The organism is Marinomonas dokdonensis (assembly GCF_052747885.1).
Genome location: NZ_JBRAND010000002.1, coordinates 586,525 through 602,012, shown reverse-complemented (window position 1 = coordinate 602,012; position 15,488 = coordinate 586,525). Strand labels below are relative to the sequence as shown.

Below are 15,488 nucleotides of genomic sequence, written 5' to 3'. Positions count from 1 at the left end.
TAATTCTGTACGGCTTATGCGTTGCGTTCTTCTAATACAACAACAGCTTGTCCGGCATTAACACGGCTACCATCGACGAGTAAAAGCTTAGAAACCACACCTGCAGAGGTGGCATATAAAGGAATCTCCATTTTCATCGACTCTAAGATGACTAAGAGTTGCCCTGCCTCTACATGCTCTCCCTCGGTCACTTGAGTTTGCCAAACACTGCCAGACACTGGGCTATCGATCACCACAGCGTCTTCGCTCCAAGTCACCTCGGTAGGTGCCACCTGCGCTTCCTCCATATCAAAATGGAATTGTCCGTTGGCATGCCAGTTTGCTAACTCGTCTTCAAACGCTTTATTTCGGACTTGCTTAAAGGCGTCGATACTGTCGCGGTTGTCTTCAATAAATGCTTGGTACTCCGCAAGAGAAAAGGTGCTTTCTTCAATGCGAATAGGGTAATTATCATGGGGAAAGTCTTTACGTATCTGCGTCAGTTCCTCATGACTCACCCCATAAAAACGGATTTGGTCAAAGAAACGTAGTAGCCAAGGCTTTTCAAAGGCGCTGGTTTGACGATAACGGTTCCACATTTGCAAAGTTCGCCCAACAAACTGATAGCCCCCTGGCCCTTCCATACCGTATACACACAAATAAGAACCACCAATGCCCACGGAGTTTTCTGCCGTCCAAGTACGCGCGGGGTTGTATTTAGTCGTCACCAATCGATGACGTGGATCCACTGGTGTTGCCACAGGCGCCCCCAAATACACATCCCCTAAGCCCATCACCAGATAACTGGCGCTGAACAAGATATCCTTCACATCATTAATGCTCTCTAGGCCATTAATGCGGCGAATAAACTCTAAATTACTGGGGCACCAAGGAGCATTTGAGCGTACCGATTGGCTGTATTTATCTATGGCTTCTTGGCAGGCTTTATCATCCCAAGACAAAGGCAAATACACAGTTCGAGAAGGAACACTTAACTCATCCAGTTGCTCACTCAATGCTTGTTCTGCGGACTCTAAATGATCCAATAAATCCAGATAACTAAGCTGCTGACTGTCGTAATGAATTTGCAGTGAACGTATGCCCGGTGTTAACTCACGCATACCTGCCAATGTGTTGTTTTCTAGCCACTGCATTAAGGCATGAGCCCGAAAACGCAGGCGAATATCGAGTATTTGCTCGCCATATTCCACCAGCATGAAATGATCACCCGCAGCGCGATAAACAATCTGGTCGCCAAAGCGCTCGGCGGGCAATACTTTCAAAATGGGTGAGCCAGCTATGTGCGGCGCTGCACAGGGGGTTAGCTGATGATCAAAAGGGGCTAAGCTTTCTAAACTGTGATTTTGTGCCGCCTCAAGGGCAACTGCATCCTCTAGGGTAACGGGAATAAAATGAACTTTATCGCCCGCCCTTAACTGCCCCAGCTTCCACAAATCAGCTGTGATCACCGTCATAGGGCAAACAAAGCCCCCTAACGATGGACCGTCTGGCCCTAATATCACCGGCATATCACCAGTAAAATCAACGCTACCAAATGCGTAGGCATTATCGTGAATATTAGAGGGGTGTAAGCCAGCCTCACCGCCATCGTTTCTTGCCCACTGTGGTTTGGGGCCTATTAAGCGTACCCCAGTACGGCTTGAGTTGTAGTGAATTTCCCATGGGGTATCGAACAACATTTTAATGTCATCTGGAGTGAAGAAATCAGGGGCGCCATGTGGCCCGTAGATCACCCTTAGCTGATGCTCATTACCAAGCTCGGGCAATAATTGACTAGGTAGTGCTACTTCGGTGGCGTGGTTATTCGCTGCAAGAACATGCAACACATCCCCAGTTTGTAGGGCGCGTCCATTATGGCCACCAAATTGTCCTAAGGTAAATGTAGATTTAGAGCCCAAATAATCAGGGCAATCAAAACCACCAGCAATGGCTAAATAAGCACGCGCACCCTGTTCTTTAATACGCCCTAGGGTTAACGTCTGGCCAGCTTGCACCTTAATAATTTGGTTATTCACTACTGGCTGCCCGTCTAGCTTTGCATCTATCTTGGCACCACATAGAGCGATTTGTGTCGCGAAGCTAAATTTAAGCGTTGGCCCTTGTAAGGTGATCTCCATAGCGGCCACATCAAGAGCATTGTTTAACAGACGGTTCGCCAAACGGAAGTGGTAATTATCAAATGGCCCGGAAGGTGGTACGCCCACGTTCCAATGATGTTGGCGACCGGGAAAATCCTGTAGTGTCGTTTGAGTCCCACCACTAAGAACATCGATACGACGTGGCTGGTAGCTAAACTCATTGAGGTATCGAGTGCTCACCTCACCACGGAGTAAAACTGGATCGGTAACAAGCGTTTTCAAGTAATCTAAGTTGGTTTCTGTGCCATATAAAGAACACTCATCTAAGGTGGTTTTAAGGGCTGCAAACGCGCTCTCACGATTCTCCCCATGCACAATCACTTTAGCTATCATCGGATCAAAATACGGCGACACCTCAATACCCGTTTCTACCCAATGATCAATACGCACCCGACCAGCGCCTGAATTCTGCGGAAAATGAACTTGGCTCAATAACCCTGGGAAAGGCTGGAAATCTTTGTAAGGGTCCTCCGCGTATAAGCGCACTTGTACCGCATGACCATTGGCTTTTAAGTGTTTACGCTTTTCTTCTAGGGCAAGCTCTTCCCCGGCTGCAAGACGTATCATCCATTCAACAAGATCCACTCCATATACTTCTTCGGTAACTCCATGCTCCACCTGCAGACGGGTGTTTACTTCTAAAAAGTAAAACTTGTCTGTGTCCATGTCGTAAATGAATTCCACCGTGCCAGCATTACGATATTGAATCGATGACAGCAGGGTCTCTGCGGTCTGATGAAGCTGCTTACGAACAGCCTCACTAAGGTTCGGCGCTGGACATTCTTCCACCACTTTTTGGTTTCGACGCTGGCTAGAACAGTCGCGCTCGCCTAAGGCCAAGGCATTGCCTTTCCCATCAGCAAATATCTGCACTTCAATATGGCGGGCGCGGGCAATGAATTTTTCTAAAAACACGCCATCATCGGCAAAATTATTGGCCCCTAAACGACGTACAGAATCGAAGCTATCCCGTAGTGCTTGTTCATCATGACATAGCTGCATACCTATGCCGCCACCGCCAGCGGTACTTTTTAGCATCACTGGGTAGCCAATCTCATGGGCCGTTTGTAGCGCGCTTTCCAAAGAGGTTAATAAGTCAGATCCCGACAACAAAGGCACTTGGGCTTTTTCTGCTAGTTCGCGGGCTCTGTGTTTAAGACCAAAATCAATCATTTGTTGAGCGGTCGGGCCAATAAAAGCTATGCCTTCTTCTTCACAACGCTGAACAAAGTTGGCATTCTCACTGAGAAAACCGTAACCCGGGTGAATAGCATCCGCACCAACGTCTTTCGCAATAGCAAAAAGCTTTTCAATATTAAGGTAGGTGTCGCTGGCACTGCCCTCCCCTAATGAGAACGACTCATCAGCAAGCTTTACATGCAGACTTTTTGCATCCGATTCGGCGTATACCGAAACCGAACCTACGCCCATAGTATTGAGTGTTCGAATAATACGAGTGGCAATGGCGCCACGGTTAGCTATCAGAACTTTTTGAAACATAACTAAACCTTTGCTGGGTCGTCCCAGCTTAAGAATACGTCAGTGGTCGTCCACTGATAGGATTTAGCAACAGCCAATACGTGGCTTATCAGGCATTCCACACTAAAAGATTAACCGGTGTCGGGTTATAGCCATTACAAGGGTTGTTTAATTGCGGACAGTTTGAAATGAGAATTATGATGTCCATTTTGGCGACCATTTCGACGTATTTACCCGGCGCTGATATGCCATCTTCAAAAGTTAAACCACCAGCTTCAGTGACAGGGACATTCATAAAGAAGTTAATATTGTGGCTGATATCACGCTTTGATAAGCCATATTCTGGATTTTCCGCGATAGCAAGCATCCAGCTATCACGACAGGCATGCATACAGCGTTTTTCTAAGTCGTAACGTACCGTGTTGCTCTCGGTGGCACAGGCACCACCCAAGGTATCGTGGCGGCCACAAGTGTCAGCAACAATCTCGATCATGACATTGTTTTCATTTGTGCGTAGCTGACTACCCGCCGTTAAATAGACATTCCCCTGCTCACGTATGGTATCGGTTGCGCTGTAGCGTTCAGCTGGGTCATTAGCATTGTAAAACAAGGTGTCTGCTGCTTGGTTTCCTTCCATATCCACAATTCGAAAGGTCTTGCCTGCTTCTATTTTGGCTATGAAATAATCACCAGAATCAATAATAAAACTTTGCTCTGCCACTGCAGCCGCTAAGGTACTTTCCTTAATCATCTCTATGCCTCCTGTCCAAAATAGTAAAGTGCATTGTTTGCAAACCCTCGCGTATTTTCTGGGCGAAAATGTTTGCAGTAGTCGTCTTCCGCCACCGGTGCGGCTTTTTCTAGGAGGATGGCGACGGGTTTCTTAGGGTAACTTTCGGCAGTACTTAAAGGATGAGGACAGGTGTGCAGGATCACTAGGGTGTCCATCTCAAAACGCAATGTGACACTCGAACCCGCCACACTGTTGTTTTCTACCAATGACATATTGCCGTCGCCATCGGTTTTAACACGGCTAAATAAATTTAAATTGGCAGTGATATCGGCTTTGCTTAAGCCATACTTTGCCATCTCCACCAGCATTGCATCATGGCCGTTTTGCAGCCATTCGTTATGATCCTCTTGGTAGTCTCGCTTGCCCCATTTGGCTTCAATGTGACTACTGTGGGAATTTCCACTGACCGTCTCATGCCAGCCTACGGTGTCATCAATGATAGAGGCGAAAATTCGCCCCATGTCTGAGTACAAACAATGGCCTTTAGACAGCTTAAATGTATGCTGACCTTTCAAGGTATCCGGTGCGTTGTAACGTTCTAAAAGGTTTTCTGGGTTGTAGAAAACCATGCCCACATTGGCGTCGCCCTCAAGGTCCGTCAGGGTCATTTGCGTGCCCCGAGGGATGCGCAAAGACCAATGGCTTGAGGCCGGTATGATGGTTTCATATTTTGTCATTAGTGATTCTCCTGAGTGGCTAACACAGCATCGATATTGGTCGTTGCAACCGGTCGAATGCGGTTATCTATTTCTTCATATAGAGGTTTCATGGTTTGACCTACAGGCAGGTCATAGGTAATAGAGGCTCCGTAGGCATTTGGTGAATGTGGATCATGGCGAATCTTATCGAACACCCACAGGCGAGAGCCCAAATAAAAGCCTTCTTTAAGGTCATGAGTCACCATGAATACGGTTAGCTTATGTTTCTTCCATAAGTCCAAAACAAGAGCGTGCATGTCTGCACGAATGCCGGGGTCGAGCGCGCCGAACGGCTCATCCAACAGCAAGATTCGAGGTTGACAGATTAAAGCTTGGGCGATGGCAAGGCGTTGTTTCATACCACCTGAAAGTTCATGGGGATAACGGTGTAACGCATGGCTGAGGCCTACTTGATCGAGCATTTCCGTGGCTTGTTGTTTGGCAAGACGTTTTTCAGCACCAAATAAGTATCCGCTTAGGGAAGGTTTTTGGAAGCCCTTGGCGGCTATAACGTTTTCCAGCACTGTCATGTGGGGAAACACAGAATACTGCTGAAAGACTATGCCTCGGTCCGGGCCCGGCTCATCTGGCATTGGCTTGCCGTCGAGTAATAATTCCCCGTCAGTGGCATTTTCAATCCCTAATATCATTTTCAAAAATGTACTCTTGCCGCAACCAGAAGCACCAACCAAAGTGATGAACTCTCCCTCTTCTACGTTTACGCTCACACCTTCTAAAATGACATCATGGCCGTAGCGCTTACTGATGTTCTTAGCTTGGATCATGCTCATGATTTTGCCTCCTGACTCCACGGAAAGAGCTTTTGATTTAACTTACCCAATAGGTAATCCACCAAAAAAGCGAGGCAAGTAATCCAAGCCACATAGGGCAAGATAACGTCCATGGCTAAATAACGGCGTACCAGAAAGATTCGATAACCCAGACCATCCGTTGAAGCGATCGCTTCAGCGGCGATCAAAAACAACCAGCCAGCGCCTAACGACAAGCGCACCGCATCAATCAGTTTTGGCATAATCTGCGGCAAGATAACGCGAATAAGAATTTGGCTGGTATTGGCTCCCAAGGTTTGTGCTTTTACTAATTGCTCACTGGGAATTTCTTGCGTACGGCGCTGAATGTCACGAGCAATGAAAGGCGCAATGCCGATGGCGATTAAGGCGATTTTTGACACTTCACCTAGGCCCACTACGATAAACAAGATAGGTAATAGCGCCAAAGGTGGTACCAATGAAATCACGGTTAGCAAAGGCGAAAAAGCAGCAGATATAAAGGGCAAGGACCCAGTCAAGACACCAACTAATAGCCCGATACTACCAGCGATAAGGACCCCAAAAGCTAACCGTGACAAACTGCTTAGAGTGTCTTGCCAAAATAAGTATTCCCCTGTTCGACGGCTTGGCTCGAATGCCATGCGCATCATGGATTCACCCATGTGGCTAAAGGATGGTAGTAATTTATCACTCGGGTTAATCGCTAAACGGGCATCAGAGCCTATCATGTAAACCAAGATCAATAAGGCGAAAGGTAATAGGCCAAGCAAGATAGTATTACTTCTATTTGGCTTATAGTTTATGAATTTTTTCATAATGACACTCCAGATAGTGGCCTTCGTGTCAGAAGGCCACGATTAAGCTATAAGGTTATAGAGTGCCGTCAGCCGCCATTTGCATGTAGCTTGGATCAAAGCGGAATTTAATATTGCTGGTATTACCGTAAACACCGGCTGGCATTTCGATACCGATCGCACCTGCATCAGGTGCACCGTCTCCTAATAAGCCATGCTCAAACGAGAACTCAGCAACATTCTTCATAGTGGTTAACAAGTCTTGGCTATTAGTAAGATCTAGCGCGGATTTTGGAGTGTAGAACATATTAGTGCTGGCCAGCTGAGCATCGTAACCTGCTAGGTCAGTTTCAGACGCTTCTGCCATTGCCGTGCGTGCATCAATACCAGCCTGGTCATCACCATCCATCAAGCCCATGATTTCATACCAAGCACCAACAAGAGCTTTACCCAATTTTGGGTTAGCATTTAAAGTGTCAGTATTGACCACGAGAAGGTCGATGATTTCGCCTGGAATTTGTGAAGAGTCGAATACACTGTGGCTATTCGGCATTGCCAGAATTTCACTGACTAGAGGGTTCCATGTGACAACTGAGCTAACATCATCCGTGCCATAGATAGACACCATGTCTGCATCAGATGTATTAATAACTTTCACATCGGCTTCACTTAAACCCACGCTGTTTAGAGCACGGGCAAGCAAATAATGAGAGACACTAAGTTCAACGAGATTAACGTCTTGCCCTTCAATATCAGCCAGCTTGTCTGTGCCCTTTAAGATAACGGCGTCATTACCGTTAGAAAAGTCACCAACAATAAGTGCGGTGCTATCCACGCCACCCGCGGCAGGAATCGTCAGTGCATCCATGTTAGTCATGGTACATGCATCAAACTGGCCTGCGGTATATTGGTTAATGGATTCAACGTAATCGTTAATTTGCACAACATTAATATCAATCTCGTATTTATCGCCCCATCTTTTAACGATGCCTTCTTGATCGGCATACGCCCAAGGCATCCAGCCCACATATATAGACCAGCAAATATCGAAGCTATCCCTTGCTGACGCATTGAAGGACATAAGCAGAGAAAACAGCAGAACGGTTACTTTTCTAGGAAATTTTTTCATGGAAGCTACCTTTTCAGTTTGTTTAATTACACATGGAGTACCCTTGGCAAAATCGCCATGCGGTCTCCCGGGCTTTTATCCCGCCGTGTAACCTCAAACTTCAAGGTCGAAAGCTCTCGGACCAGACACCAAATAATCTATTTGATCGGAACCCTAGCTTTCTATTGGTAAACTAGATTGTGATGTTCGACTTGACAAGGGTACGAACACAACAAGATATTAGCAGAGTTCGTGCCAAAATAATAAAATCCATATATTTCAATCGATTAACAAAAACAAAACCTAAAAATCATAAATTTAAATTATATTTAATATAAATTGTTCGCACCATTTCTGTTCCTCTTGCACCAAGTTGCGACAAGAAAATTACATAATTTAAACTCGACAAGCGTAACTAGCGACAAAAAAAATTTAGGGATTAGAGCGAAAGAATAGTTTGGGATACTAAAAAAGTAGGTACTAGGCTAACCGAAATTCGCCTTTCCGTTACCACAAATTCGAAGTACTGCTGCTGGCAATTTGATAAGCCCAATCCGAAACAGCAAGTGACTTTTCGACATCACATTCGACATATCGAGAAAGCTCTTCAGAGATCACCTTGGCGTGCTGACCTAGATTACTCTCTTCCCATTTGTATTTGTGTGGGTAGCTGGCAAGGTAATCTCGCTTGCTGTTATTACAAGCCCGATCAGCCAGTACAAAGTTATGGCCTAGGTCAAAGGCATATTTCGCAAAAGGAATGAAATGATCCACTTCAGCATCGTGCTTGAGTTTTTTGCCACAGTAGAAACATGTGTTTTGCTGCAGCTCTTGCAGTAATGATTTTGCGTAACCTAGTGCTTTACGGTCTTGCCCAAATAAAAACTCGGGCAAATTTGCTTGAGCCCCCACCAATTGCTGATTGTGCTTAAAAGAGCTTATTTTATCGATCCATGCAGCACGTGCCAGATAGGTAATGAGGTGATAGAACTCCCGAAAGTAACCCGCTATCCCCGCATTTAGTTGAATATGCTTTTGCCCTTTATCATGAGGATATAAAAAGCACTCTTCTTTTTTCGCGAGGATTTGCAAACGCCATAGGGGGCCATTTTTGAGGGCTGTTTTGGCAACACTGTGAACCGATTTGTAATAAGGGCTTTTGTATAACTGGTTAATATTGTAAATGCCCGTTTGCTGGACTTTTTGCACGGCGGCAATTATGGCGATTTGCTTTTGTGAGTCATTGTTCTGATGAAGCAAGCGTTGCTCTGATTGGCGACCAAAGGGCCTTGCTTGGGCCCAGTATAACCTCAACATTTTATCGGCTAACACATCAAATGAGATGATAAGTTTGCTGTTTACAGTGATATTTGGGCTTTCTACACAAACATCCGCTATGGCATGTAAGAGTGCATATTTATAGGTGGCGGTGAAATCCCCTTCCACCAGCATGCGCTGAATATACGCAATGAAGTCGACCGCTGATTTCATGGTCATTTGAATAGCTTCTTTTTTACTAAGACATTGAGCCATTGTTCAGCGTTGCGATTTTGCCGCACATCGCCTGACACCCACATATCCTGCACATCAAAGCCGTCTAAATAATCGACTATGGTTCCCTCATTCTGATCACAGAAAAAACGCCCTTCTTTAAGCCTTTCTTGATCACCGTATTTAAAAGACATATACAAAATCCCGCCCAGCTTAAGGGCGCGATGCAATTTTAAAATCGCATCACTAAGCTCTGATTTTGGAACATGGAGCAAACTTGCGCAGCACCAAGCAGCATCAAACCTATTGGACTCATCGAGTGTTTGGAAAGTTTTAACCAAAACATCTGTTTGCAGATATTCCGAGGCCAATCGAGCCAGTTCTGGGCTGGCATCAAAGGCTAGTACCCTATGCCCTAATGACTGAAAGTGTTTTGTATCACGGCCACTGCCACACCCTGCATCTAGGATGTAAGCCCCTTCTGGAATTAGAGGAAGGAAGCGTTCATACAATGCCGACATATCTGCATGGACAGTGCCCTCGGCAAAGTCCTTGGCGAAGGTGTCGTAATACAAAGCGGTACTATTTTTTAAATCCATTTAGCCCTATCCATTAATTTTTGTAATGTTAGGAGAAATATAACAGGAAGATAGGTGAAAATCTTGGATTAAAGAGGGCTGCTCGCTTAAATACGAAACACCACCATGAGCGCACCAAAAAGGCACATAAGAAAGGCGTTTTGAATTATTTTAAATCACAAATATTGAATTCGATTCAAGTAATTTTCGTGTTTAACGCGGCTCAGATATTCCAACGGGGTGGTGTTTACCAGCTTTTTAAACTCACGCTGAAAGTGTGCTTGATCGCTGAAGCCGAGCTCAGATGCAAGGTCTGAGAAGGCGACTTCTTCACTCTGATTAATATCATAAACGGCGGATTGACAACGAATTATGCGACTAAAAGCCTTAGGCGACATGCCCATATCTGCACGAAATTGTCGCTGCAACGTCCTAAGCGTGTAGCCTGTTTCTTCTTCCAATTCGTTGATCTGAATTGTGCCATTACTGTCACAAATACTACGTAGGGCATGAGAGGTAAGGTTTGAGGGTTGACGAATTTCTTCCGTGCCAAAGAACGAGCCAAACATTGAGGTTTGTTCCATAAAATTGGAACTGCCGACCACCTCCTCAACCATCTGACTGGCCTGTGGCACAAGGTCTAGCAAATTATAGTGCTGATCAATAAGCTCTCCTGCCGAGATATTTAAAATATCTGGCATCACCCCCGATACAAAACGCACACCAAAGTAACGGTTACCCTTATCTAGCCCCACATTCACGGCTTCCATTGGGGTGCCAAATACCTCAGCTGTTGGGTTATTTTCATCACAATCAAACAGAATATCTATGCAGCCATCGGGAATCACAAACGTCTGCTCTTCCGAGCTTTTAGATTCAAAGCTGTAAAAATGAGAAATGGTCGGATGGTCAGAACCAGACAGCGAAAATTTGTCGGCAGCACTCAACACAAGCCAAGGTTGTTTAGAGCGAATTCCTGCTAAATAACTGATCAAAGGTGAATGTGCCATGAACCGATCCTGCCGTAAAAACATCGAATATCCTCGATCTCCTGCAAACAGAATGCCAAACACAGTAAAAAATATTTTTTAGCATTTTTATTACCCCATGTCGCAAAAGTTCAATACGAAAGTTTTTTGACCGTCTAGGATCGAAAACATCTACTGCGAGCTTGAAGTTGATTTAGCCGATTAAGCTGACGTCAACAGCCACCCTAAGCTTCGCGGTGCAACCTAAACGCTATCGAATTAATTAAGGTGATGAGATGTCCAATAACACTAAGATCGATTTTATTTATTTATCCGAACAAGACATGATCAAAGCCGGTGTCACTGACATGCCAGCATGTGTAGATACCATGGAAGAGATGTTTACCTTGCTGCACAAAGGCGACTATCGCATGGCTGGCCCAAACAGTGACTCCCACGGTGCCATGGTCACTTTTCCGGAAGAGTCCCCTTTTCCTACCATGCCAAAACCTACAGCGGATCGCCGCTTGATGGCCATGCCTGCTTACCTTGGGGGGGATTTTCAAACCTGTGGTGTTAAATGGTACGGGTCCAACATCGCCAATCGCGAGAAAGGCCTTCCTCGTTCAATCTTAATGTTCATCTTAAACGACATAGATACCGGTGCACCTTTGGCTTACATGTCGGCCAACTTACTTTCAGCTTATCGTACTGGCGCGATCCCGGGGGTTGGTGCTCGTCATCTCGCCCGTAAAGATTCTAAAGTCATCGGTTTACTTGGCCCTGGGGTCATGGGCAAAACTTCTGTCGCAGCCTTTATCGCCGCCTGCCCTGACATTGACACCATCAAGATCAAAGGTCGTGGTCAAAAAAGCCTAGACGATTTTGTTGCTTGGACAAAAGACACTTTCCCACAAATCACCACGATCCAAGTCGTACAGAGCATTGAAGAAGTCGTACGTGATTCAGACATTGTGACCTACTGCAACTCTGGCGAGACAGGTGACCCATCCACTTACCCTTTGGTGAAACGAGAGTGGATCAAAGCAGGTGCTTTCCTCGCTATGCCAGCCAGCTGCAGCTTGGATGATGGCATGAGTGCAGATGATGTCAGAAAGGTCCTCGATAACAGCGGCCTTTACGAGGCTTGGTATGAAGAAGTACCGAAACCGGCTCACAACCACATTCCATTGGTTGGCATGCGTTTCATGGACATGATCGCCGAAGGCAGCATGACGAAAGACCAACTTGAAGATTTAACCGACATCGCGGCGGGCGCAAAACAGGGTCGTCAAAATGACGATGAAATTATCATCCTCTCTGTTGGTGGCATGCCAGTAGAAGACGTGGCTTGGGCCACCAAAATTTACCGTAACGCCCTCCAACAAAATATCGGCGTAAAGCTGAACTTATGGGACAGCCCAGAGCTTAAGTAACGGCGTTCGAACCGTCACTAACGAATTCATTCAACAAATTATTAGGTAAAAAAATGACAGATATTATCAAGGTAAAAACAGGCTCTAAATTCGAAGAAATTGGCAGTTACTCTCGCCTAGTTTGTGTCGACAACTGGATTTTTGTTTCCAACACCGCAGGCCGTAACCCTGACACCAAAGAAATCCCTTCCGATGTCATTGAGCAGACAGAGCAAGTATTTAGAAACATTGAAACGGCATTAGCATCTGTCGATGCATCTTTTGCGGATGTGGTGATGTCTCGGGTTTTCATCCAAAACCCAGCCGATACCCATACTGTCATGGAATATATAGGTTCAAAATTCCACAGCATTGACCCAGCCACCACCGTCACCTGCCCGCCACTTGGCTCCACTACCTACAAAGTTGAGCTTGAAGTTACGGCATACAAGGGCGCGGCTTCTGCAAACGTTAAGAAAATCAATCTGGCCAACTAAGCATTACCGTAGGAAATGATTCAATGACCAAGACTCTAGAAAAAGTTCACACCTCAGATCAGTTACCCGACTCAACCACTGTGGTCATTATTGGCGGTGGCATTGTTGGTGTAACCGCTGCCCTGACGTTAGCAGAGCGAAACATCCCTGTGGTGCTGCTAGAAAAAGGCCACGTAGCAGGAGAACAGTCTTCACGAAATTTAGGCTGGATTCGCAAAACCAGTCGCCATTTTGAAGATGTTCCCCTTGCGGTGGCTGCCGACAAACTTTGGGCTGAAATGCCAGCGCGCATTGGTAAAGAGGTTGGCTATAAGCAAGCAGGCATTATGTTTCTCGCCAAAACTGAGGAACAAGTGGCGGCCCATGAGTCTTGGTTAAAATCAGTTGAATCACTTTCCTTAGATTCAAGAATTATGAGCAGTAAGGAAATCAACGACGCAGTGCCCGGTGGTAAGGGAGATTGGGCTGGCGGTATTTACACGCCTTCGGATGGCCGTGCAGAACCCGCCATTGCGGCCAGCGCCATCGCCCAAGCCGCGATCAACAAAGGCGCGACCATAGTTCAGCATTGTGCGGTGCGCAGCTTATCAACCATTGGCGGTAAGATCAGTGGCGTCGTCACAGAGAAAGGCGAGATTCGCTGCGAACAAGTTCTGCTCGCAGGCGGTGCTTGGTCTCGTCGTTTTCTAGGCAATCACGGTGTCGCCCTACTCACCTTACCCCTTGTATGCTCTGTGATGAGAACAAAACCCATCGATGGCCCAACCGACATTGCCGTGGGCGGTCCTGATTTTTCATTTCGTAAGCACCAAGACGGTGGCTTTATTATCACCCAGCGCGGTGCGTTAGATGCACCACTAACCCTAGACCACCTCTTAATTGGCTGGCGTTATCTAAGCCAATTACGTGCGCAACGCAGCTTTTTACGCCCTTCTTTGGGCATGGATTTCCTCAAAGACTTACAACTGGCGAGACGCTGGAAAACCCACCAGATCTCCCCTTTTGAAAAAGTCAGAGTCAACGACCCTAAGCCCAACCCAGACCTTAACCAAGAGGCATTCACCAACCTTTGCAATGCTTGGCCTGTTTTCAACCAAGCTGAAATAGACGAAGAATGGGCAGGCATCATTGATGTAACACCAGATTCAAATCCGGTAATCGACAGAATTGAAGCGATTCCCGGCTTGACCATAGCCACTGGATTTTCAGGACATGGATTTGGCACAGGACCCGCAGCAGGGCAGCTAGCAGCAGACCTTGTGTCTAATGTTGAGCCCCTCATTGACCCAAGCCCTTACCGGTTTGACCGACTCTAAAGACCCTATAGAAACGTAAAGACCACTCACAAGAGGAACCAATAAATGAGCAATACTCAAAGTTCTGCTGCCTCGTCGGCGAATAAAAAGATAGGTTTTGTGACCATGATGGCCATTTGTGTTGGATTAGTTGTCGCACAAGGTGTGATGATTACCGCACTACAAGGCATTGGTATTGGCGGTATGGCGTTTATTTTTGCCATGATCATTGCCCTTATGTTGGCGCAATTTAATGCTATGAGCTTCGCGGAGCTCTCTTTGATGTTCCCGCAGGAAGGTACTCTGGCAACCTACACTCAAAAAGCCATCGGCCACTTCCCTGCCATCGTATCCGTGTTTGCAGGCTATGTTGTGGTGGCGATTCTGGCGTTACCAGTAGAAATGTTTTTAGTGGATGCCATTCTTGGGGAGCTCTTCCCCGGCTTGTTACCTGAAAAGCTGGCGCCGCTACTTATCCTTGGTATTTTTACCATTACCAACCTAGTGGGCACGGATGTGTTTGCAAAAGTACAAAATCTGCTCGCGTTTGTGCTTATCTCTGCTTTAGTGATTACCGGTGCAACCGCAATCACGAGTGGCCTTAACGCACCAGTTGAGATGGCAGGTACAGCAGTGGATCTAAGTTTCGCTAGCGCCTTAAACGGCAGTGTCATTGGCTTGGTTGGTTTAGCGCTGTGGACCATGGTTGGGGTTGAATTCATTTGCCCACTGATCAATGACGTTAAAAACCCGAATAAGAACATCCCACGAGCAATGCATTTATCCTTGTTCTTGATCTTCACCATTTTTGTTGCCTTCGCCTACGGCGCTAGCTTACTGATGGATGTAGAAGGCATTATGGGCTCTCCGCTACCATTTATTGACTATGCCAATGCGGTATTTGGCCAGAGTGGTTTGATCATTGCAGCCATCATGGCGGTCACAGCCACTTGCAGCACCATGAACACCATTCTCTCTGCCGTACCAAAAATGCTACAAGGTATGGCCGAGAACAAACAGGCCTTCCCTCAACTCAAAGCAACGAATAAGTACAATGTTCCTTGGGTGGGTACTTTGCTAATGGCCATTGGTGTCATGATCCCATTCTTCATCTTTGACATTGATGCCTTGATTCCATTGATCATCGCAGCCACTACAAGCTGGCTATTGGCCTACTGTGTTGCACACATTGATGTAATCGTTTTGCGCAAGCGTTTTCCGAATCTGGATCGCCCTTACAAAACGCCTTTCTACCCATTACCTCAAATTCTAGGTATTGCAGGCATGCTTTATGTCGCAGCGAATAACTCCCCTGCTCCAGAAATGACACAGCTGGTATACAGCATCGCTGGGAGCATTTTGTTGGTGCTCAGCATTATCGCGGCACTTTGGGTGAAGTTATACATGAAACGCGGCCTATTTGAGCCAGACATGAGCTAACTG

Annotated in this window: 13 protein-coding genes and 1 riboswitch; of the genes, 4 read left to right on the top strand and 9 right to left on the bottom strand. The window is 46.2% G+C overall.

Going from position 1 to position 15,488, the window contains the following annotated elements:
* Positions 1 to 14 precede the first annotated feature (14 nt).
* From uca to ACUM5Y_RS07295, 9 genes are all read right to left on the bottom strand, one after another.
* On the bottom strand, positions 15 to 3,638 hold the full coding sequence (uca, locus tag ACUM5Y_RS07335) for an urea carboxylase (RefSeq protein ID WP_445976208.1): 3,624 nt from the start codon (positions 3,636 to 3,638) through the stop codon (positions 15 to 17).
* 88 nt (positions 3,639 to 3,726) lie between these two features.
* Positions 3,727 to 4,368 carry an urea amidolyase associated protein UAAP2 gene (locus tag ACUM5Y_RS07330; protein ID WP_445976207.1) on the bottom strand — a complete coding sequence of 214 codons (642 nt, stop codon included), beginning with the start codon at positions 4,366 to 4,368 and terminating at the stop codon, positions 3,727 to 3,729.
* Between the two features lie 2 nt (positions 4,369 to 4,370).
* Positions 4,371 to 5,087 (bottom strand): urea amidolyase associated protein UAAP1, encoded by a 717-nt coding sequence (locus ACUM5Y_RS07325; protein WP_445976206.1) that lies wholly within the window; start codon positions 5,085 to 5,087, stop codon positions 4,371 to 4,373.
* On the bottom strand, positions 5,087 to 5,899 hold the full coding sequence (locus ACUM5Y_RS07320) for an ABC transporter ATP-binding protein (protein WP_445976205.1): 813 nt from the start codon (positions 5,897 to 5,899) through the stop codon (positions 5,087 to 5,089). The genes ACUM5Y_RS07325 and ACUM5Y_RS07320 overlap by 1 nt, the downstream gene beginning before the upstream one ends.
* Positions 5,896 to 6,714 carry an ABC transporter permease gene (locus ACUM5Y_RS07315; protein ID WP_445976204.1) on the bottom strand — a complete coding sequence of 273 codons (819 nt, stop codon included), beginning with the start codon at positions 6,712 to 6,714 and terminating at the stop codon, positions 5,896 to 5,898. Before ACUM5Y_RS07315 ends, ACUM5Y_RS07320 begins: the two co-directional genes overlap by 4 nt.
* Before the next feature lie 55 nt (positions 6,715 to 6,769).
* A complete protein-coding gene (locus ACUM5Y_RS07310) occupies positions 6,770 to 7,822 on the bottom strand; it encodes a putative urea ABC transporter substrate-binding protein (RefSeq protein WP_445976203.1) in 1,053 nt (350 codons plus the stop codon).
* A 62-nt stretch (positions 7,823 to 7,884) separates the two neighbouring features.
* Positions 7,885 to 7,990, bottom strand: a riboswitch (guanidine-I (ykkC/yxkD leader).
* A 318-nt stretch (positions 7,991 to 8,308) separates the two neighbouring features.
* Positions 8,309 to 9,298 carry an HNH endonuclease gene (locus ACUM5Y_RS07305; RefSeq protein ID WP_445976202.1) on the bottom strand — a complete coding sequence of 330 codons (990 nt, stop codon included), beginning with the start codon at positions 9,296 to 9,298 and terminating at the stop codon, positions 8,309 to 8,311.
* Positions 9,295 to 9,891, bottom strand: coding sequence for a class I SAM-dependent methyltransferase (locus ACUM5Y_RS07300; RefSeq protein WP_445976201.1), 597 nt, complete (start codon positions 9,889 to 9,891; stop codon positions 9,295 to 9,297). The genes ACUM5Y_RS07305 and ACUM5Y_RS07300 overlap by 4 nt, the downstream gene beginning before the upstream one ends.
* A 155-nt stretch (positions 9,892 to 10,046) precedes the next feature.
* Entirely contained in the window at positions 10,047 to 10,880 is an 834-nt protein-coding gene (locus tag ACUM5Y_RS07295; protein WP_445976200.1) for a helix-turn-helix domain-containing protein, read from the bottom strand.
* Positions 10,881 to 11,134: 254 nt separating this feature from the next.
* On the opposite strand from ACUM5Y_RS07295, the gene ACUM5Y_RS07290 reads away from it, so the two are divergent.
* Genes ACUM5Y_RS07290 through ACUM5Y_RS07275 form a run of 4 tightly spaced genes read left to right on the top strand, consistent with a single transcriptional unit; the run spans position 11,135 to position 15,485 of the window.
* A complete protein-coding gene (locus ACUM5Y_RS07290) occupies positions 11,135 to 12,274 on the top strand; it encodes an ornithine cyclodeaminase family protein (protein WP_445976199.1) in 1,140 nt (379 codons plus the stop codon).
* 53 nt (positions 12,275 to 12,327) lie between these two features.
* Positions 12,328 to 12,750, top strand: coding sequence for a RidA family protein (locus tag ACUM5Y_RS07285; protein ID WP_445976198.1), 423 nt, complete (start codon positions 12,328 to 12,330; stop codon positions 12,748 to 12,750).
* 23 nt (positions 12,751 to 12,773) lie between these two features.
* A complete protein-coding gene (locus ACUM5Y_RS07280) occupies positions 12,774 to 14,066 on the top strand; it encodes an NAD(P)/FAD-dependent oxidoreductase (RefSeq protein WP_445976197.1) in 1,293 nt (430 codons plus the stop codon).
* A 45-nt stretch (positions 14,067 to 14,111) separates the two neighbouring features.
* Entirely contained in the window at positions 14,112 to 15,485 is a 1,374-nt protein-coding gene (locus ACUM5Y_RS07275; RefSeq protein WP_445976196.1) for an APC family permease, read from the top strand.
* The last annotated feature ends 3 nt before the right edge of the window (positions 15,486 to 15,488 follow it).

Excerpts from the sequence above, each read along its gene's own strand:
- uca (WP_445976208.1), bottom strand. The coding sequence starts at position 3,638 with ATGTTTCAAAAAGTTCTGATAGCTAACCGTGGCGCCATTGCCACTCGT.
- ACUM5Y_RS07330 (WP_445976207.1), bottom strand. The coding sequence starts at position 4,368 with ATGATTAAGGAAAGTACCTTAGCGGCTGCAGTGGCAGAGCAAAGTTTT.
- ACUM5Y_RS07325 (WP_445976206.1), bottom strand. The coding sequence starts at position 5,087 with ATGACAAAATATGAAACCATCATACCGGCCTCAAGCCATTGGTCTTTG.
- ACUM5Y_RS07320 (WP_445976205.1), bottom strand. The coding sequence starts at position 5,899 with ATGAGCATGATCCAAGCTAAGAACATCAGTAAGCGCTACGGCCATGAT.
- ACUM5Y_RS07315 (WP_445976204.1), bottom strand. The coding sequence starts at position 6,714 with ATGAAAAAATTCATAAACTATAAGCCAAATAGAAGTAATACTATCTTG.
- ACUM5Y_RS07310 (WP_445976203.1), bottom strand. The coding sequence starts at position 7,822 with ATGAAAAAATTTCCTAGAAAAGTAACCGTTCTGCTGTTTTCTCTGCTT.
- ACUM5Y_RS07305 (WP_445976202.1), bottom strand. The coding sequence starts at position 9,298 with ATGACCATGAAATCAGCGGTCGACTTCATTGCGTATATTCAGCGCATG.
- ACUM5Y_RS07300 (WP_445976201.1), bottom strand. The coding sequence starts at position 9,891 with ATGGATTTAAAAAATAGTACCGCTTTGTATTACGACACCTTCGCCAAG.
- ACUM5Y_RS07295 (WP_445976200.1), bottom strand. The coding sequence starts at position 10,880 with ATGGCACATTCACCTTTGATCAGTTATTTAGCAGGAATTCGCTCTAAA.
- ACUM5Y_RS07290 (WP_445976199.1), top strand. The coding sequence starts at position 11,135 with ATGTCCAATAACACTAAGATCGATTTTATTTATTTATCCGAACAAGAC.
- ACUM5Y_RS07285 (WP_445976198.1), top strand. The coding sequence starts at position 12,328 with ATGACAGATATTATCAAGGTAAAAACAGGCTCTAAATTCGAAGAAATT.
- ACUM5Y_RS07280 (WP_445976197.1), top strand. The coding sequence starts at position 12,774 with ATGACCAAGACTCTAGAAAAAGTTCACACCTCAGATCAGTTACCCGAC.
- ACUM5Y_RS07275 (WP_445976196.1), top strand. The coding sequence starts at position 14,112 with ATGAGCAATACTCAAAGTTCTGCTGCCTCGTCGGCGAATAAAAAGATA.